The sequence below is a fragment of the Lujinxingia vulgaris genome (assembly GCF_007997015.1).
In the GTDB taxonomy this organism is placed as follows: domain Bacteria; phylum Myxococcota_A; class Bradymonadia; order Bradymonadales; family Bradymonadaceae; genus Lujinxingia; species Lujinxingia vulgaris.
This window is the reverse complement of the sequence record NZ_VOSM01000001.1, coordinates 856,607-875,208: the sequence shown is the minus strand read 5'-3', so window position 1 is coordinate 875,208 and position 18,602 is coordinate 856,607. Positions and strand designations below refer to the sequence as shown.

14 protein-coding genes and 1 tRNA gene are annotated in these 18,602 nt (G+C 65.8%); 2 read left to right on the top strand and 13 right to left on the bottom strand.

The genetic code is table 11. From position 1 onward, the window contains the following. The 10 genes from FRC98_RS03505 to FRC98_RS03460 all read right to left on the bottom strand — a co-directional run bounded on the left by FRC98_RS03505 (nt 1) and on the right by FRC98_RS03460 (nt 10,905). Nucleotides 1–1,017, bottom strand: a complete 1,017-nt coding sequence (locus FRC98_RS03505) for a site-2 protease family protein (RefSeq protein WP_146979900.1) — start codon at nt 1,015–1,017, stop codon at nt 1–3. Beyond that, nucleotides 1,014–2,219, bottom strand: a complete 1,206-nt coding sequence (locus FRC98_RS03500) for a penicillin-binding protein activator (protein ID WP_230467228.1) — start codon at nt 2,217–2,219, stop codon at nt 1,014–1,016. The genes FRC98_RS03505 and FRC98_RS03500 overlap by 4 nt, the downstream gene beginning before the upstream one ends. Beyond that, on the bottom strand, nt 2,203–3,267 hold the full coding sequence (gene dnaJ, locus FRC98_RS03495) for a molecular chaperone DnaJ (protein ID WP_146979898.1): 1,065 nt from the start codon (nt 3,265–3,267) through the stop codon (nt 2,203–2,205). The genes FRC98_RS03500 and dnaJ overlap by 17 nt, the downstream gene beginning before the upstream one ends. A 107-nt stretch (nt 3,268–3,374) precedes the next feature. Further along, on the bottom strand, nt 3,375–5,213 hold the full coding sequence (dnaK, locus tag FRC98_RS03490; protein WP_146979897.1) for a molecular chaperone DnaK: 1,839 nt from the start codon (nt 5,211–5,213) through the stop codon (nt 3,375–3,377). 46 nt (nt 5,214–5,259) lie between these two features. Next, on the bottom strand, nt 5,260–6,087 hold the full coding sequence (grpE, locus tag FRC98_RS03485; protein WP_146979896.1) for a nucleotide exchange factor GrpE: 828 nt from the start codon (nt 6,085–6,087) through the stop codon (nt 5,260–5,262). 94 nt (nt 6,088–6,181) lie between these two features. Further along, nucleotides 6,182–7,222 (bottom strand): heat-inducible transcriptional repressor HrcA, encoded by a 1,041-nt coding sequence (gene hrcA / locus FRC98_RS03480; protein ID WP_230467227.1) that lies wholly within the window; start codon nt 7,220–7,222, stop codon nt 6,182–6,184. Nucleotides 7,223–7,341: 119 nt separating this feature from the next. After that, a complete protein-coding gene (locus tag FRC98_RS03475; RefSeq protein WP_146979894.1) occupies nt 7,342–8,412 on the bottom strand; it encodes a lysylphosphatidylglycerol synthase transmembrane domain-containing protein in 1,071 nt (356 codons plus the stop codon). After that, entirely contained in the window at nt 8,409–10,127 is a 1,719-nt protein-coding gene (locus tag FRC98_RS03470) for a glycosyltransferase family protein (protein WP_146979893.1), read from the bottom strand. Before FRC98_RS03470 ends, FRC98_RS03475 begins: the two co-directional genes overlap by 4 nt. 79 nt (nt 10,128–10,206) lie before the next feature. Next, the gene (locus FRC98_RS03465) at nt 10,207–10,584 is read right to left on the bottom strand and encodes a response regulator (RefSeq protein WP_146979892.1); all 378 of its coding nucleotides are present in this window, start codon (nt 10,582–10,584) and stop codon (nt 10,207–10,209) included. A gap of 250 nt (nt 10,585–10,834) precedes the next feature. Next, nucleotides 10,835–10,905, bottom strand: a tRNA-Cys gene (locus tag FRC98_RS03460). A 166-nt stretch (nt 10,906–11,071) separates the two neighbouring features. Here FRC98_RS03460 and FRC98_RS03455 point away from each other — a divergent pair. Then, on the top strand, nt 11,072–11,728 hold the full coding sequence (locus FRC98_RS03455; RefSeq protein WP_146979891.1) for a nucleotide exchange factor GrpE: 657 nt from the start codon (nt 11,072–11,074) through the stop codon (nt 11,726–11,728). Between the two features lie 829 nt (nt 11,729–12,557). Beyond that, a complete protein-coding gene (locus FRC98_RS03450; RefSeq protein ID WP_146979890.1) occupies nt 12,558–14,324 on the top strand; it encodes a M64 family metallopeptidase in 1,767 nt (588 codons plus the stop codon). Here the strand turns inward: FRC98_RS03450 and FRC98_RS03445 are convergent. The 3 genes from FRC98_RS03445 to FRC98_RS03435 all read right to left on the bottom strand — a co-directional run bounded on the left by FRC98_RS03445 (nt 14,290) and on the right by FRC98_RS03435 (nt 18,594). Continuing rightward, nucleotides 14,290–15,708, bottom strand: coding sequence for a PAS domain-containing sensor histidine kinase (locus FRC98_RS03445; protein ID WP_146979889.1), 1,419 nt, complete (start codon nt 15,706–15,708; stop codon nt 14,290–14,292). The genes FRC98_RS03450 and FRC98_RS03445 overlap by 35 nt on opposite strands. Continuing rightward, nucleotides 15,705–16,838 (bottom strand): PAS domain-containing protein, encoded by a 1,134-nt coding sequence (locus FRC98_RS03440; RefSeq protein WP_146979888.1) that lies wholly within the window; start codon nt 16,836–16,838, stop codon nt 15,705–15,707. Before FRC98_RS03440 ends, FRC98_RS03445 begins: the two co-directional genes overlap by 4 nt. 106 nt (nt 16,839–16,944) lie before the next feature. Further along, on the bottom strand, nt 16,945–18,594 hold the full coding sequence (locus FRC98_RS03435; protein WP_146979887.1) for an NAD(P)/FAD-dependent oxidoreductase: 1,650 nt from the start codon (nt 18,592–18,594) through the stop codon (nt 16,945–16,947). Between the last annotated feature and the right edge of the window lie 8 nt (nt 18,595–18,602).

Below are 18,602 nucleotides of genomic sequence, written 5' to 3'. Positions count from 1 at the left end.
TCACTCCCTGGCAAACACGCCCAGTACGTCCAGAAGACCGCCCACCTCAACCGGGGCGGGCACAAAGGTCAACGCAAACATCGCCATTCCGGCACCGAGCATCCACGCTTTTGGTAGCTTTATGGGCTCACCGCTCAGCATCGGCGGGTGTTTTAGCCCCATCGCCCACAGAAGCCCCGCAAAGAGCAACCAGCCCGGGAACGCCAGAAGTCCCATGCCGACGAGAAGTCCGAACGCCGCATAGCTCACAAAACGCGCACGCTCGCCAAGCACCCCGTAGACCAGGTGCCCGCCGTCGAGTTGCCCGATGGGCAAGAGGTTGAGCGAGGTCAGCAAGCACCCCACCCAGCCGGCGAGCGCCACCGGGTGCAGCGCGACCTCATGATCGGCGGGAAGCGCGCCGTGGTGCCAGGCGATCATCGCCTGCATCAGCAGGCTATCGCCCAGGCGCATCACGCCCTCGGCGTCGCCGGCGCTCAGCGGCTCCACATTTGAGATGCCCACGCCGATGGCGAGCACTCCGACTGTGACGACAAACCCGGCGACCGGTCCCCAGCCTGCGACCGCCATCAGGTCGCGGGCGCACACGCGGGTCCAGCTCAGCCGAATGAACGCGCCAAACGTCCCGAAGAAAGGCACCATGCCCACCCCGGGAATCGGGCCGATGCCCGGCAAGAGGTAGGGGCGGCTTGCCGGCACACCGCGGCGGCGCGCGCTGAGGTAGTGGCCCATCTCATGGGCGCCTACGATGGCGAAGAGGCAGGCCATATATGCCGCCGCGATGCTGGCCGAGCTCTCGGCCCACGCGCTCATCTCAAAGGGGCTTAACCCCTGGGCGTAGAGTCCGGCGCAGAACATCGTCATGAGGCTGAGCAAAGCCAGGGCGAGCTGGTTGCGCAGCGAGCCGCGGTCATCGTCGGAGGGTGACGGTGGGGTTGTGGCAGAGGCTTCGCTCACAGCCGCACGGGGCTCCAAACGCTCGTCATGCGCCGCGTCGCCTGGGGGTTGACGGGTCATGGCGTCTCCCGGGGGGCATCGTTGCTCAGCGGTACCCAGCGGCCGTCTTCGGTCACCCGGAGTGCCAGGGGCTCGCGCAGGGGTGCCCCACGGCTATCGAAGCGCCAGCGGCCCGTGATGCCCTCAAAACCCTCCGGGGAACGCAGCGCGCGATTCGCATCGGCACGCGAACGCAAGGCAAGAAACACAACAAGATCAAACACTTCCACCTCAACCGTGGTGGGCGCACGCTCAAAGCGCGCCTCAAAGGCCAGCACAAACCCCTCGGCCGCCCCGCCCTGCTCCAGCCCCCCGAAGGTGTCAAAAAAGATGGCTCCGGCCAGCTCCTGTCCTGCCTGCTCCAGCCGCTGCCCCCGCCACCCGGCCAGCCCCAGAAGTTGGGTTTGCTGCAGCGCATCCTCGCGGGTGATGAAGGGAGCTTGCCTTGCGACAGCGTCGTCGAAGTCCGCCAGTAAGAGCACGTCGAGCGCCTCAATCCGGGGCTGGCCCGCGCGCAGCGTTTCCCACCGATCGGGGCGCCGGCCGGCAACCTCCCTACCGCGCTCCAGGCGCATACGTTGCCCGAGCAGGGTCTCCACCACCGGGGTAAATTGCGTCTCCCCACTCCGATAGCGCGCCAATGCTGCGACGCGACCGCCCCGCTCATTCCAGGCGCCGACAAAGGCCCGCGCCGCCTCATCGCCGTAGTCCGACAGGGGCGCCATCACCCCGACGCGCCCCTGCGGCCAGCGCTCAAACGCCCAGCGCGCCGCAAACGCCGCCTGCTCTCCCACGCTCATCCGCGCGCGAAACGCCCATGGCGAGCGCGCCTCCACGCCCTCGACTCCGCTCAAAAGCAACGCCGGCACCTGGGCCCGCGCGCTCAGGGCTGCGACCACTCCCGCCGGGCTCGCCCGCAGCGGCCCCACCACGCCGACCACCGTCGGGGAGCGCAGCGCACGCTCCAGCTCCGTGGCCAGCGCCCCGGGGTCGGCCTCACTGTCGATGACGACGAGCTCCGCCCCCGCATCCTCGGCGGCCCACACCATCACCTCCACGAGCTGCGCACCCACGCCCGCCAACTCCCCAGACTGCGGCACCACGGCCACCACCTGCGCCGGATCGTTGCTCCCCACGGGCTCTGCGTGCGCCACGCCGGCGGCCACCACCATCAACGCGGCCCAGATCAACGCGCCGCGCATCCACTTAGCGAAAGAGATCACGAACCTTCCCGAGAATCCCCTGTCGCAAGCCTCCCCGTCGCTCACCGCCACCGTCGGCCCTGGCCTCCGGAGAGACCACGCGGACGCGCACGTACATGTCGCCCCGGGCATCGCCCTGACGGGCGGCGAACCCCTTGCCGCGAAGCCTCAAGATGCGCCCCTCCTGGGTGCCGGGCGGCAACTTCATGACCACCTCGCCCTCAAGCGTCGCCACATCGATCTTCGCGCCGAGCGAGGCCTGGGTGTAGGTCACCTCCAGGTCGCGATGCACATCGAGCCCGTCGCGCGTAAAGACCGGATGCGGTCGAAGATGCACCTCCACCAGAAGATCTCCGGCGCGCGCGCCCGGCTCTCCCGGCTCGCCCTTGCCTTCCCAGCGCAGAGTCTGCCCCTGGTCGACGCCGGCCGGCACCACCATCTCCAGCGTCTCCGCGCTCTGAATGGTGCCCTCCCCGCCGCAGACCCGACACGGCGTCTCCACCACGCGCCCGCGCCCCTGGCAGCGTTTGCATTCGCGCATCAACGAGAAAAACCCCTGCTGGGAGCGCACCTGACCGCTGCCCTCGCAACTCTCACAGGTGCGCACGCGGGTGCCGGGCTCACCGCCCTTGCCCTCGCAACGGGCGCAGCGGCGACGCCGCGGAACCCGCACCGCGCGGCGACCTCCGGCGTGGGCCTCTTCCAGGCTCAGCTCCAGACGCACCCGCACGTCGGCCCCCCGCCGCGCCCGCGCCTGCGCCTGCGCGCGGCCGACGCTGCCGAAGACCGAGTTGAATATCTCAAAGATGTCGCTGAGCCCCTCAAACGAAGGCCCGCCCATCGCGTTCACCCCGCCGATGCGCCCCGAACGATCGTAGGCGGCGCGCTTGGCCGGATCGCTGAGCACCTCGTAGGCGTGCGCGAGCTCTTTGAAACGCTCCTCGGCGCCTGCGTCGTCGGGGTTCTGATCGGGGTGGTAGCGCAGCGCGAGTTTGCGATAGGCCGCCTTGATCGTGGCCCCATCGGCGTCGCGTCGCACGCCCAGCACCTGGTAAAGATCTGCGTTCATAAGACCGAATCTACGTGGGTTGCCGCCGGAAACAACAGGGCCCCGGGGTCTGCGTTGCCAACCTCCGGGGCCCTCAAACTATTCTCACCCTGGGCGAGCCGGGGTGCTTATTCTTCAACCGCGGCGGCGCCGTCGTCCATCGAGGCGTACATCAGCTCAGCCAGGCGATACGCGCCGGCTTCCAGGGTCGCCACAATGGTGTCGAGCTCCTCAAACGTCGCATCTTCAATGAGCTCTTTGATGGTGGTGATATCCGCCATCAAATCGTTGCGCTCCTGCTCGGGCATCATGCTGCCGAACTCCTCCAGGCTGCGCTCGGTGGAGTAGAGCAGCCCCTGAGCCTCAACGCGGCGCTGGGTGAGCTCTTTGGTGAGCTTATCCTGCTCTTCGTTGGCCTGCGCCTCGGCGATGAGCCGCTCGATATCGTTATCGCTCAGGCCACCATCGGCCACGATGTTGACCGACTGCTCCCGGCCGGTGGCCTGGTCGCGGGCCGAGGCGGTAACAATGCCGTTCTCATCGATGTTGAAGGTCACCTCAATACGCGGCACCCCGCGAGGCGCCGGCGGAATCCCGGTGAGCTCAAAGACGGCCAGGCTCTTGTTGTCGGCGGCCATCGCGCGCTCGCCCTGGAGCACGTGTACGCGCACCATCGACTGGTTGTTGATGCTCGTGCTGAAGACCTCGCTGTAGCTGCAGGGCACGGTGGTATTTCGCTGAATCATCGGCGTAAACACCCCACCGGCCGTCTCCACCCCCAGGGTCAGCGGGGTGACGTCGAGGAGCAGCACGTCGGTGAGTTCACCGCGCACGATGCTCCCCTGCACCGCTGCGCCCATGGCCACAACCTCATCGGGGTTGACCGAGGTGTCGGGGCGCTTGTTGAAGAACTGCGCCACGCGCTTGCGCACGCGCGGCATGCGCGTCATGCCACCGACGAGCAGCACCACGTCGATCTCTTCACGGCCCACCTGCGCGTCTTGTAGCGCGGTACGACACGGGTCGAGCGAGCGCTCCACCAGGTGGTCGACCAGCTCCTCGAGCTTCTCGCGGGTCAGGGTGGCTTCCAGGTGCAGCGGGCCCGAATCACTCATATGAATGAAGGGCATGTTGATCTCGGCCTCTTCGGTGCTCGAAAGCTCGCACTTGACCCGCTCGGCATCCTCTTTGAGGCGCTGCAGAGCCATGGACACCTCCCGAAGATCCACGCCATGCTCATCTTCAAAGGTGTCGGCCAACCAGTCGATGATAGCGTTATCGAAGTCCTCGCCGCCCAGGTAGGTATCGCCTGAGGTGGAGAGCACGCTGAAGACCCCGTCGGAGAGCTCCAGAATCGAGATATCGAAGGTGCCGCCGCCGAGGTCGTAGACGGCCACCTTCATGTCGCTGGTCTCGGTGCGCGCCAGACCGTAAGCCAGCGCCGCGGCCGTGGGCTCGTTGACGATACGCAGCACATTGAGCCCGGCGATGCGACCGGCGTCTTTGGTCGCCTGACGCTGAGCATCGTTGAAATACGCGGGCACCGTGATCACCGCATCTTCGACCTCCTCGCCAAGATGATCTTCGGCGACCGACTTCATCTCTTTGAGGATCAACGCCGATATCTCGGCCGGCGAGTAGTCTTTGTCCTGGGCGCGTACCCAGGCATCACCGTTGGGGCCTTCCACGATCGGGTAGGCGCAGCTGCGCTTGGCTTGCTCGACGTCGGGCGCATCAAAACGTCGCCCGATAAGCCGTTTGACCGCGTAGATCGTGTTCTCAGGGTTGGTCTGCGCCTGGCGCTTGGCCACCTGCCCGACGATGCGCTGGCCGTCGTCGGTAAAAGCCACCACCGAAGGCGTGGTGCGCGTGCCCTCGGCGTTGGGAATCACGATGCGTTCGCCATTGGCGATCACACACACGCAGCTGTTGGTCGTCCCTAAGTCGATGCCGATCGTATATGCCATGCGTCTCGCCTCATCCGAGATTCAAGGAAGTTCGCCTGCCTGCGACTCAGTCCTGCGCGGCCGCGCCGTCATCGGCGTCGCCCTGGGGCTCGCCGGCCACATCGGCCTGCTCTTCGTCGCTGGAGTCTTCAGTCTGCGGGGCGTCGATGCGTTTTGCAACAGCGACCAGCGCCGGGCGCAGCAGTCTGTCGTGGAGGAAGTAGCCCTTCTGGTACTCTTCAACGACGGTGCCGGTGTCGTATTCAGTCGTCTCGACCTGCTGAATGGCCTCGTGACGCTGCGGGTCAAATGCCTCGCCCTTCGACACAAACCCCTGCACACCGTATTTGGCCAGCGCGTTGACGATCTGCTTGTAGACCATCGTCACACCGTCGACGATCGAGGAGGGGTCTTCTTTGCCCTCGGCGTGCTGCAGAGCGCGCTCCAGGTTGTCGACCGCCGGAATCAGGTCGGAGACGACCTTGTCGATGCCATACTTGCGCAGGTCATCCTTCTCACGGTCGGCGCGACGACGGTAATTCTCAAGGTCGGCCACCGAACGCATCAGCTTATTTTTAAGCTCATCGCGCTCTTCGCTGACTTCCCCGAGTTGGGTGCGGGCAGCTTCCAACTCGGACTTCAGCGCCTCGTTGGCCTCCGACAACGCGTCATCGTCATCATCCTCATCATCGTCGTCGTCCGCATCGGAGTCTTCTTCGCCCACGACAATGACCTCTTCATCGTCATCTTCGTCGTCGTCCGGGCTCAGAAAGAGGTCATCATCGAGGCTCTCGCTCTCCTCCTCGTGGCCTGCGGGTTCTTCGGACGCCGCTGCATCCGTGCTGACTTCGGTGGGTTCATCCATCGATTCGTCGTGCTTCTCGTTCTCAGTCAAGGCGCGCTCCTCATTGAGACACAAGCTGGACGAGCCGCGCCACTGCGCGCGCTCGCCCCAGATCAGGTTGAAAAGGAAGGGTTGTTGTAGCCGTTTAACTCAGCTCATCAAGCTCTTTCGATAGCATACGGGCCGTATGCTCGACTAGAGGAATGATCCGGGCGTAGTTCATGCGAAGCGGTCCCAGCACACCGACAAGTCCCACCTGTTCACCCTCGCGATAGTAGCCGCAGGCGATCAGGCTGAGGTCGTCGCCCAGGTCCAGCCCCAGCTCCGAGCCGATGAGCGTCTGAACCTTACGCGCCTCGCAGATGCGGTCGAGCACATCAAGCACGCGCTCCTTATCTTCGAGCGTGCGCAGGACCTCGCGCACCCGGGCGATGTCGTGGGCCAACTCCCCGAAATCGAGCACGTTGAGTTGCCCCTCCACATAGAGTTCGGCACCGGTGGCGAGGTCGAGGACCTGCTGGCTGAGCGAGAGCGCGCGGCGCACATAACTGCGGTAGCGCGACTCGCTCGCGGCAAGTTCCTGGCGCACCCGCCGTCGCACTTCCACGAGGCTTCGGCCGACGACCAGCTCGGAGAGGTAGTTGCGCATCCTCTCAATAGAGTTGCGCTCCACGGCCTCTTCCATCCGAACCACCCGGTTGAAGACGCGTCCGTCTTCGGTGATCAGCACCACCAGGATGCGATGCTCCGAGAGCCAGGAGAGCTGCACATCGCGAAGTCGCGCAGCAGCGAGGCGAGGGGTGGAGACGAGGCTGGTCAGGTGGGATATCTGGCTGACGAGCAACCCGGCGCTGCGGGCCATCTGGCCCACATCGTCGGCCTCAAGCTCCGAAAGAGTCACCAGCCAGTCGGCGTGAGGGCCGGTGACCACCGCGCCGGTCGCCACCAGGTGGTCGACGTAAAGGCGCATGCCGCTGGCCGTGGGCACGCGGCCGGCCGAGGTGTGGGGCTGATGAAGAAGTCCCAGCCCTTCAAGCTCGGCCATGACGTTTCGGACGGTGGCCGAGCTCACCGAGATGGTCTCCGCGCGCGAGACCGCCGCGCTGCCCACAGGCTCACCGGTGCGGTTGAAGAGCTCAACCACCTGCACCAGAATCTTGATTTGCCGTTCGTTGAGCAGAGTCACGACATCGTCTCGGGGCTTAATCGACCAGGGCGGCGGCGATGCCGCATCGCATTCATGAGCCCTAAACCCGCAGGCGCGCGCGGGGATTCCTCGACGCTAAGGGGAGTGGCAAAGGCGTGTCAATCCGCGCCCTGCTCCGTAAGCGTCTCTCTGCGCGCATCGCGCCGCCACAGCCATGGCGATCGGGCCATCACCCAGGCCCCCGGGATAACAATCACGAGGAGTTGTAGCGCGTGCACGAGCACAGCAAAGACGGCCACCTGTGCGGCGAGAAGGCTCACATCGAGATCGACGAAGAGGCCGAGCCCCTGCGACATAAAGAACTCGAAGTTGCCGGCCATCGCCGGGCCGGCCGGCACCATAATACCGATGACGAGCACGGCCATCACCGTGGCCATCTCCCAGAGGTTGACCTCCAGATCGAAGCCCAGGGTGAGCAACGCCCACATTGAGAGCGCGTTGGTCCCCCAGTAAAGTGCGGTCGCTGCCAGGAAGCGCCCCAGGTTTTGGCCGTCGACCAGGGACTTAAACCCCTCCACAAAACCCATCAACAGGCCCGAGACGCCGGCGGCAAGCTTTGATGATACGCGCCCCAGAGTCTGCTCGACGATGACCTCGGCCCAGTGGCGGCGCGTGTACGCGATGACGCACATGATCATCGCCGGCAAAAAGATCATCAGCGAGATCAGCCCCGCGCCCCTGGCAAACGCCACGGGCGCCTCGCCGCGGTAGGTGGAGAGCGCCAGAAAGAGCAGCCCGGTGATGATCAGGCCGTCCATCACGCGCTCCACCACCGCGGTGGCCAGGAGCCCGGAGGCAGGCAGACGAGAGCTGCGCGAGAGCACCACCGGGCGCACAAACTCGCCAAGTCGCAAGGGAAAGAGCACAATGGCGGTAAAGCCCAGCGTACAGGCCTGGTTGACCATCGAGGTGGAGACCTCTCCCAGCGGGCGCACCAGGTAATTCCAGCGCCAGATGCGCGCGCCGTGACAGACCGCGTAGATGGCCACAAAGGCCAGCGACGCCACGCCCAGCCGGCGGTAGTCTGCGCCGGCCAGGTAGGCGCGCACATCATCCAGGGGCAGACCGCGCGCGGCGAGCCAGAGGAAGAAGGCACCGATCAACGAGGCGACCGCAAACGAGCCTGCGATGCGAGCCGCCCCGGACGTCTTCGAGCCGTTCTGTGTCATTCACCAAGTTCGCGTTTGATGCGGTCTTTAAGACCTTTGAGATCGCGGTCGACTTCCATGCGCTGGAAGCGCTCTTCGATCTGGGAGCTGCGCTCGGAGCCGCCCGCCCCACCCTCATCGCCGGTCTGCGGCGCCCCACCACGCGCGGCGCTCTTGAGCTTCTCTTTCTGACGACGAATGTCGGCGAGCTCCTGCACCAGCGGCCCGGCCTCGTCCTGGTAACCGCGCAGAATCGCGCGGGCCTCTTCTTCGAGGTCCTGCTCGTTCCATTCGCGCGCCAGCTCCAGCCGGCCGCGCCAGCGCTCCTGGTGCTTCTCAAGCTCTTCGAGGCGACGCTCGCACTCGCGCTCGCTCAAGATCAACTGCGCGAGCTGCTCGCGGGCCTCCGCCGCGCTGATCGTCGCGCGCGGCTCCTGCGGCTTCGCACGCGGCGGGGGCACGACCAGCGCGCCCTTCTCCGCCGCCTCGCCACCGGCCTTTTCTGCGCCCGTCGCCCCGCTGGTCGCGGGGCCAGTCGCGCTCTTCGAGCGATCATCGCCGGCCGGCCCACCACGACCGATGCTCTCGAAAGGACCGGCAACCGGAGCCTGCTCACCGGCCGGAGGAGCATCGGTGGTGGTCGGCTTACGCCATGCCTCGCGCGACTTCAGCGCGGCGATGAGCGCGTCGACCACCCGGGTGTTAGCCTGCGCATCGCGCGCCTCCACAAGGTGCTCCCGAAGATCTTTGAGGCGCTGGGGCTCGGTAAAGCGGTCGAGCTCGCTGCCCAGGCGCAACACATCGTGCACGCGCCCGGCCAGACCGCGGCGCTGCAAGGCTTCGGCCTCAGCGTCCGCCCCCTCGTTCGTGCCCAGGAGCAACGCCGGCGTCCCGCAGACCATCACATCGGCCAGGTAGGGGTCATCGCCAGCGGCGATCACCATATCGGCGGCCACCACATAACGCTCCAGGTCGGCGACCTGCCCGAACATCGAGGCCGCAAGACCGTACTGATCGGCCGCCCGACGCAGCGTCGCAGCCACGGCCCCGTCGCCGCCGTGATGGAAGATCACTCGCGCCTGGCGATCCATCAGGGTGCACTGGAAGACGAGCTTCTCCAGGGTGGCGTGATCGATATGTTCGGCGCGCACCAGCACCACAAGGCTCTCGGAGAGCCCGAGCTCGCTGCGCGTGGCGTCGCGCTCCGGCGCGTTGAGACTCTGCAGACGCACCACCGGACCGGCGACCTGAACGCGATCGGCGACCGCGCCCTCGGCCTCAAAAGCCTCGGCGGTCCTGGTGTCGGGCACCACAAAGCCGTGCACCGAGCCGGCAAACCAGGCCGACGCGGCCACATGCTCGTGCACAAGGCCGACCTGTACCGCGCCCACCCCGGTGAGGCTCTCGATCACGCTGAGCGCCCGCACAAAACGCGGGCTTGTGAGCACCAGCACATCGGGACGCGCCCGGCGCAGCGCGCCGATAAAGTCCTCGTCGCCGGCATGCCCGCGGGTGGCCACCCGAATGCCGCGCAGTAGGCGCTCGGCGCCCCCGGCCAACGCCTCGCGCGCCGCCGTGCCCAGCACCTCGCTTATCGAGACAAGCTCCGCGTCAACGCCTCGCCCCTTCAGCCCCTGAACCACCGCCTCGTAGGCGCCCTCGCGCGCTCGCTGGTCGGAAAGAATCCAGACGCGCCCGGCTTCGCCAGAAGATGCCTCGTCCATGACCTCGGTCATACTATCGCTCCTCAAGGCGCCGGGCCTGCTCGCTCCCCCGGTCGCCGCATTCAGGGATCAGGTAAGTAGAAGACGTCGCTCAGTACTCGTAAAACTTATCGAGGAAGTCGCCGATCTGCGAGACATCCATCGACTTGCAGAAGTAGCCGTTGATCTCATTGTCCACACAGAACTGCTGAAGACGGTCGGCGTCCATATCGCTGTAGGCCACGATCACCATCTCATCGTAGTCCACCGAAGCGCGCAGCGTCCCGAGCAGGTCGTCGATGTTAAGGCGATTCATCGCCACGTCGATCAACAAAATCTCCGGGCGCTCGTATTCGATCTTCGAGAGCGCTCCGTTGGGGGTGGCCAGATGCACCACCTCATATCCTCCGCCCCCCTGGAGGCTCTGCTCAACCTCCATCACGTCGAGGATGTTTTCATCGAGAATCATCACTTTGCGACGAGACTCCATCGCTGCCTCCTGACACGTCGTTGATTCGACACCTGAGACGCAACGAATCGTTACGCCGACTGCGGGCCACACCCTAAGCCGCCCCCCTGAGATCGTCAAAGAAATCGCAAGCCGGGCAATGCACCCGCCAATGATCGCCACTTCCCCGTCGAACGCAACCCGATTCCCCGCGGTGACCGAAGGTTTAAAACAAAAAAGACCCCGATGAAGATGCCTTCATCGGGGTCTAAATAACAACTTTAGTTGTCAGAGGCGGCGACCGGATTCGAACCGGTGATCAAGGCTTTGCAGGCCCATGCCTTACCACTTGGCTACGCCGCCAGCGCAGGATTTGAACTAACACTGCCCCGGGGGGCTGTCAACGATGTTTGTGCCCTCAACGCGCATTTATGTCAACGTCCTAATGCACCGGTGCACGGCGTTGACCCGACGCGCGTGCCGGGTGCAGACTCCCCACCGCATCTAACCCCTTGAAAGGACTGCAGGGATGACGACTGCACTACTGATGATACTCATGCTGGCGGTGGCGCTGGTGGCGCTGGCCCTCTTTTTTTCCTACCACCGCCGCGAGCTGCGCCGGCTGCAGAGCCACCACCGCGCCGAGCTGGCGCAGGCCGATGACGATCATAGCCGTCGTGTGGAACGGCTGGGCCGCGAGCACAGCCAGGAGCTGCAGTATGCGCATCACCCGGTGGTGCGCGACATCCTCCCTGCCCTCGATGCCCTCGATGAGGGGCTGCGCCACAGTGCCCCGAACACAGAAGAGCAGGCGCTGTATGAGGGGCTCAAGCTGGCGAGGGGGTCGCTTGTGCAAGCGTTGCAGCGTCACGGGATTGAGCGCGTAGAACCTGCCCCGGGTGAGGCTTTTGATCCTCAATGGCATGAGGCCATCGGCACCCGCCAGAGCGATGAAGTTCCCGCCGGAAGCGTGCTCAGCTGCCTGCGCGCGGGCTACCGCCACCAGGATCGCCAGCTGCGCACGGCGATGGTCGAGGTGGCCGCCGCTCAGCGCTCCGATGCCCGGTCGCCTCGCGACGAGGATTCGCCCTCGGATGATGAACCCTCGTCTTCGGGCGGCTCCCCGGACTCCATCTCTTCGGCGGCGACCTCGGGCTCAGACTCCCCCGACTCCCCTTCTTCCTGAGCATCGATCGCGGGCTCGCGCGCGGTATCTCGGCCGAAGATGTCGAGCGAGACCTGCTCATACTGCGTGGACTTCGCGGCGGTCAGCGGCCCGACCTCCACCGAGCTGTTGTAGAGCAAGACGGCCACACGCAGCGTCTCGCGCAGCAGGCGGTCGATCTCGGAGGTCTCCACCTCGCGATCGGCCAGGACGTAAAGGGAGCGATTTCCCAGCCGCAGCGAGCTGACCTTCTCGGAGAGCGCCACCATGCGCTCGCGCAGGTTGGCGTCGAGCAACGCGTCGATCTTCTCGCTGGCCGCCTCGCTGACCATGGTGGCAAAGCGCGCGTCAAAGGCCGCATCGCCGGTGCTCACTGCCACGAGCCCGCGCCCCGGGAGCACACGACCGTTGCTTCCTGTGCGACGGATCTTCATCGGCTGGCGCAACACTTTTGGAAAACGCACCGAGAGGCGGTAGGCCTCCCGGGCGGGGTCCTCCCAGAGTTCACCACGCACCCGAAAGCCGTTGAGTTCGCCGCGCATGCCGATGACATGCGACTGAAATACCGAGCTCTCCCAGAGGTCGTCGATGCCCATGCGCTCGCTGATGGTGCGCAGATCGCTTAAGCGCTCGGCGCGCGCCTCACCGGCGCGTCGCATCCTCGCCAGGCGCCAGCCAAACCAGCCGACCATGGCGATCAGCACCACCAACACTCCCAGCGTGATCCAGGTCCACATCGCATCTCCTCAGTCCGGGCATCGCCCGACGTCGCTCCTACGTTGTGCGCTAACTTACACTCCGCTAGCCTGCGCGGGTAGTCCCCCTGGACAACCTCTTCTGCGGAACGCGCATGCATCGACTTTACCGCTGGCCCCTGATCGCCCTCGCCGCCCTGGCGCTCAACGCCTGTGTCGAAGATATCGACGATGGCTCCACCCTCCAGGTGCGCAGCGCCTCCCCCGCGGAGGCCGGCGAAGAGCTGGGCATGGACGAAGGCGCCACCGTGGAGCTGAGCGCGGAGGCGCGCGAAGCGCGCGTGGTGATCTTCGACGCCATCCTGGGGAGCAACCCCGCATCGCCTCCCTCGGTGGAGGTCGCCCGGGTGGTCGATACACCACTCTTTGTCGATGACGACGCCCACGATACCGATACCCACTGGATCACCCGCGCGCGCATCGAAGATGCGCAGGGAACCTCGATCTGGTCGGAGCGGGTCAACAGCCTCTTTCAACTGCTGGAGTTTTTAAACCTGCTCCTCGCTCAGCAGGCCACCGTCGACCTCAACGCCAACCAGGTCTACGCGCTGGTGCGCGCGCAGTATCCGCCGCTGACGCAATTTGCCACGCGCGTTCCCACCGGCGTTGAGGGCGCACAGGACTACATCCTGGAGCTTGCGCAGCCCGACGGGAGCTGGGTTGAGCTGGGGCGTTTTCCCATCGACGAGCTTCTGGAACAGGCCGAGCCCAACAGCGTCGATGGCGAGGTCGACACCATCGTGGAGAGCGGCCCGGCCGACGATCGCATGGACATTGTGATCCTGGCCGACGGCTACACCGAAGAGGAGCGTGCCCTCTTTGAAGGCGACGCCCAGGCGGTGGCCGAGCGCATCCTGCTGACCTCGCCATTTAATGAGCACCGCGACCTTTTCAACGTGCACAGCGTCTGGACGCCCAGCAGCGAGTCGGGCGCCGGCTACGACTGCCGCTTCGGCCAGACCGAATGCGAGGGGCGCCTTCGGGACACCGTCTTTGAGACGACCTTTGTGATCCCGGCGGTGGCCGACATCTTCAACATCGACATTGGCGAGGTCTCCGATCGGGTGGCGCTGCCCATTCAGGTGGGCCGGATGTTTGAGGCTGCGGCGCTGGCGCAGTACGACGAGATCGTGCTCCTCTCCAACACACGCAAAGTCTCGGGCTTTGCCGGCGTCTACGTCTCGCTGGTGACCACCTACGACAACCGCCAGAGCTTCCCGGATACGGTCGTGCACGAGCTCGGTCACACCCTGGGGATGCTGGGCGATGAGTATATGGTCGACGGCGACCCGTGCTTCTTCAATGAGCCCTTCATCCCGCTGCCGGCCAACATCGACGAGCTCAATGAGGGCGAGCCCTTAAGCTGGGAGGCCTGGGTGAGCGAAGATGCGCCGCTGCCCACGCCGCCCAATCAGGCCAACACACACCCTGTGGGGGCCTATGAGCGCGCCTACAACTGCGAGTTTCTCGTGCGCCCGAGCTACGAGTGCATGATGAAAGACAGCGGTGACGACTTCTGCCCGGTGTGCGCCGAGCAGATGGTGCGCCGCTTTTACTCCGGGGTCGATCCCACCCCCAATGAGGCGATTCAGGTCGAGCGCATCTCACCGGGCATCATTGAGGCGCGCGTGCCGCGGCGCGACGCACCGGGACGCTACGCGGTGACCTGGTACCTGGGAGAGCGCGAGGTTGGCCAGGGAGCCCGGCTGCGCCTGGGGGGCGCGAGCTTCACAGGAGCGGAGAGCCAGGGCTGGGTGGAGCTGCGCGCGGAAGTCACCAACACCACCGCCTTTCTGGCCAGCGAGCACCCGGCGATCAACGACGAGTTCACGCTGTGGGTAAAACGGGAAGACGCACCGTAAAGGTCGTGCCCGAGCCCTCCTCAGACTGGGCGCTGACGCTGCCCCCGTGCTGCTCCACGATGCGGCCAACGAGCGAGAGCCCCAGCCCGGAGCCGCTGCCGTTGGTGGAGGTCGTAAAGAAAGGCTCAAACGCCCGGTCGAGCACCGAGGGGGCCATCCCGCAGGCGTTATCCGAGACCTCCACCACGGCCTCGTCGTCTTCGACGCGGGTGCGGATGACGATCCGCCCGCCCGGCCCGTCCATCGCACGGGCGGCGTTGGTGATCAGGTTCACAAAGATCTGCTGCAGGCCACCAGCGTGCCCCAGGAGCGCCAGGGGCGACTCGGCAAGCTCGTAGCATACCTCTACCTGGTGCTGCTCCAGGGGAACCTCACAGAGCCCCACGGCGGTGCGAATGCAGCCGTGAAGTTCGATCTCTTCGAGCGTCGCGCCCTCGGTCCCGGCCAGATTGAGCAGGTCACGTACAAAACGATCGATGCGCTCCACCCCCTCAATGATGTGCTGAAGGCGCTCACCATCGCGCGGGTCAAAGAGCTGCCCGCGGTACTTACGCAGCAGGTAGTCGGCGTAGTTGAGGATGCTCGTGAGCGGGTTCTTGAGCTCGTGGGCTACGCCCGCGGCGAGCTGGCCGAGGCTCATCAGCTCCTCAGCGCGGGCAAAGCGGCGCTTGAGCTCTTCGAGCGAAGACTGACTGGGTTGTACCACCACCACAAGCCCGCGCATCGGGCGGCGCTGGGCGCCCTCCCCTGGCGCGATCGGGCGGATGCGCACCTGCACAAGCTCCCCGCCATCGGGCAGGTCGCTGCCGACCAGGCGCGTGGAGACCGGCTCCGGCGTCGCACCGGCCAGCGCACGGGAAGCCGCCACCCTCAAAAGCGGACGCTCCTCCGGCGCGAAGATGTCGAGAAGATCGCAGTCGGGATCTTCGCCCGGCGCAAGCCCCAGCACCCGGGTGAGCGCGGCGTTGGCCAGTCGCACCTGGCGGCGCCCGTCGCAGATCGCCACCAGCGCATCGATCTGGTCGATGATGGGCGCCAGGCGCGCATCGGTCTCCGGCTCAAAGAGCACGCGGTAGTTGCCATCGCCCATCGGCGCGAGGCTCACCGAGACCGTCTCGCGCTCACATCCTTTGAGCGAGACGCCGCCCAAAAAGTACTCCTCGCGCCCGTCTTCAGCGGGCTGCAGGCGCATCTGCGAGAAGGTCTCGCGCTGGGTGAGGTTCAACCCGGGCAGCGCCGCCCCCTGCGCGATGCCCAGAAAGGCTCGCGCCAGGCGGTTGACATAGATCAGCTGCCCGGTGGCGTCACACACGGCCACTGGCTCACGCAGCTCATCGAGCACCCGCGCAAAGTTGATCATCTCGGCTGCGACGGTCTCACTCATAGGCCATCTCCTCGCTCCGAGGGGGGTGTGGGCACCACCTCGGAGGGTCCTGCTTCATCCAGATCAACAATCAGCTCTCCCCCCGCGTACTCTTTGGTCTTGTAGCGTGTGATACGCCCGATCTTGCGCACGATCTCACTGATACGACGCGCCTCCTGGTGGATCGTATCGACCGCGCGCTCCGCCTGCTCGGCGCTGTGCCCCTGGCGTTGCAAGAGCTCCGCATACCCCATCAGGCTGGTCAAAGGTTGGTTGAGTTCGTGCGCGGCAGCGCCGGCCAACTCGGCGATCACCGCCTGACGCTGGGTGCGCTCAAGGGTCTCAAAGGCCTCCTGAAGTCGCTCCTCCATGGCCAGACGCTGGCGAAGATCGGTGAAGATGCCCACGGTGGCCACCTCCAGGTCGTCCTCCATCACCAGGGCGGCCGAGATCTCCACCGGGATGCGCTCGCCATGGCGATCGACGACCTCTTCGCGAAGCGACTCGATGCGCCCCGGCCCGCCATGCTGCCGGCTACGCAGCATATGCATGATGCGCTCGGCACCCTGAGGCGGATAAAGCTCACGTACGTTGAGCTCCATCGCCTCGCTCTCGCTCCAGCCGAGCACCCGCTGAGCCGCCGCGTTAAAGAGCACCACCTCGCCAGTGCGGCGCGCAGCCACAATGGCGTTGGGGCTGGCGTGAATCACGCGCTCCAAAAACTCAAAGGATCGCGTCGCCTCATCGCGCCGGCCCTTCTCGCTTCGCGATGTCGGCAGGCGCCAGCGCACCCGCCGCAGAAGCTCCTTGTGCAGCCGGACGCGCTCCAGCGCATCGGTCGCACCGTGCGCCATCGCACGATCGACAACTTCCGCGCTCTCACCATCCTGGTAGACGAGAATCACCGGCATGTTCGCCGTCTCATTGAACTGCCGCGTCCAGCCCAGGATCTCATCGGACGGAATCGTGCACTCCTCGACGCCGAGCACCACAAGGTCGGGCGCGGAGCGGCGCGCGTGGAAGACCGCCTTTCGCGCGTCGGCGTAAAGACGCAACGTCGCGTGAAGCGGAGCCAGAAGCTCGGCGATCTCCGCGGCGCGCTCGTCGAGCGCGTCCACAATCCAGATGGTCGGTACAGAGGTCTGCGTCATAGGGCGAGTCAGAGGCGCGTCATCGGTCGCTCAGGCGGCGACCACGGCCTCTAACCTCGCAGTTTGACGCCGCGATCGCAAGTTTCCCACGCGCCGCCGACCGCGCTCAGACGCTGAGCGTCTCCAGGATGGTCTCGGCCACCCTCAACCCATCAATGGCCGCGCTGACGATGCCGCCGCCATAGCCGCTGCCCTCGCCGCAGGGGTAGAGCCTGGCCACCGAGGTCGACTGGTAGGAGGTCGCGTCGCGGTCGATCTGCACCGGCGCGCTGGTGCGCGTCTCCACGCCGATGAGCAGCGCGTCGTCGCTCACAAACCCGCGCATACGTCGCTCAAAACCATCCAGCGCCACGCGCAGCGCGTCGATCACAAAGGCGGGATAGCAGCTCGAAAGATCGGCCGGCGCAATGCCCGTCTTGTAGGTCGTCTTGCGCACCGAGGTGCTGGCCACGCCCTGCTTGAAGTCGCTGACGCGCTGGGCCGGCGCCACAAAGCCGCCGCCGCCAAGTTTGTAGGCGCGTCGCTCCGCTTCATGCTGAAAGGCCATCCCGGCGAGCAACCCGTCGTAGTCGTCGAGCTCATCGATGGGGCCGAAGGCGCCAAAGTCTTCGGGGCGCACGCTGACCACCAGCGCCGAGTTGGCCCAGTGCCCTTTGCGGCTGGCGTGGCTCATGCCGTTGACACAGATGCCGTCCGGAAGGGTGTGCGAGGGCACGACCTGACCGCCCGGGCACATGCAGAAGCTGTAGATGCCCCGGCGTTCTGCGCCTTTGCCCAGGTTCTCGGCCAGGCGGTAGTCGGCCGCCGGAAGATCGGGAAGATCGGCGTACTTGCCGTACTGAATGCTGTTGATGAGCTCCTGACGATGCTCCACCCGAAAACCCACCGCGAAGGGTTTGGGCTCCATGGCGACCTTTAGGTCGGCCAGGTGGCGGTACATCTCGCGGGCGGAGTGACCCACGGCCAGCACGACGCGGTCGGCGTCGATGCGCTCCCCGTCGCGCAGGCGCACGCCCTTGACCACGCGCTCACCGCGCTCCTCCTCGACGATGAGTTCGCTGACAAAAGCCCCGAAACGCACCTGACATCCCTCACCAATCAGGTGGGCGCGGAAGGCTTTGCAGAGCGCGACCAGGCGGTCGGTGCCCAGGTGCGGTTTGCCGTTGATGAGGATCTCTTCGGGGCCACCGAGCGCCACAATCGTCTCAAGCACATGGCGCACGCGCACATCGTTGACGCGCGTGTAGAGCTTGCCGTCCGACCAGGTACCGGCGCCGCCCTCACCAAAGCAGATGTTGCTGTCTTCTTTGAGTTCGCCCCGGTGCATCAGCGCCGAGACATCGCGCCCCCGAACTTCGACCGGTTGCCCGCGGTCGAGCAGGATCGTCTCCACGCCGCTGTCCGCAAGTCGGTTGGCGCAGAAGAGCCCGGCGGGGCCGGCGCCGATGACGATGACCCGCTCCTTCTTGCGGGGATTGAACTTCTCGGGCGTAAGGCTCCCGGGCGCCGGCGCCTCTTTGACCCCCTCGGGCAGCTTGCCCAACGCGCGCGCCCCGCTGAGCGCCACCTCCACATTGTAGACGTAGCGCGGCCGACCACGTGCATCGAGGCTGCGTTTAAGGATCTCAACCTCCTCGATGTCCGAGGGGCTCACCCCCAACTTTTTGGCGGCCTGAGCGCGAAGCTCACTCTCATCGGACTGAAAGTCCACGCGCAGATCGCCCACGCGCAGACGCTTGCTCTTCGACTGGTTCATCGCTGTCA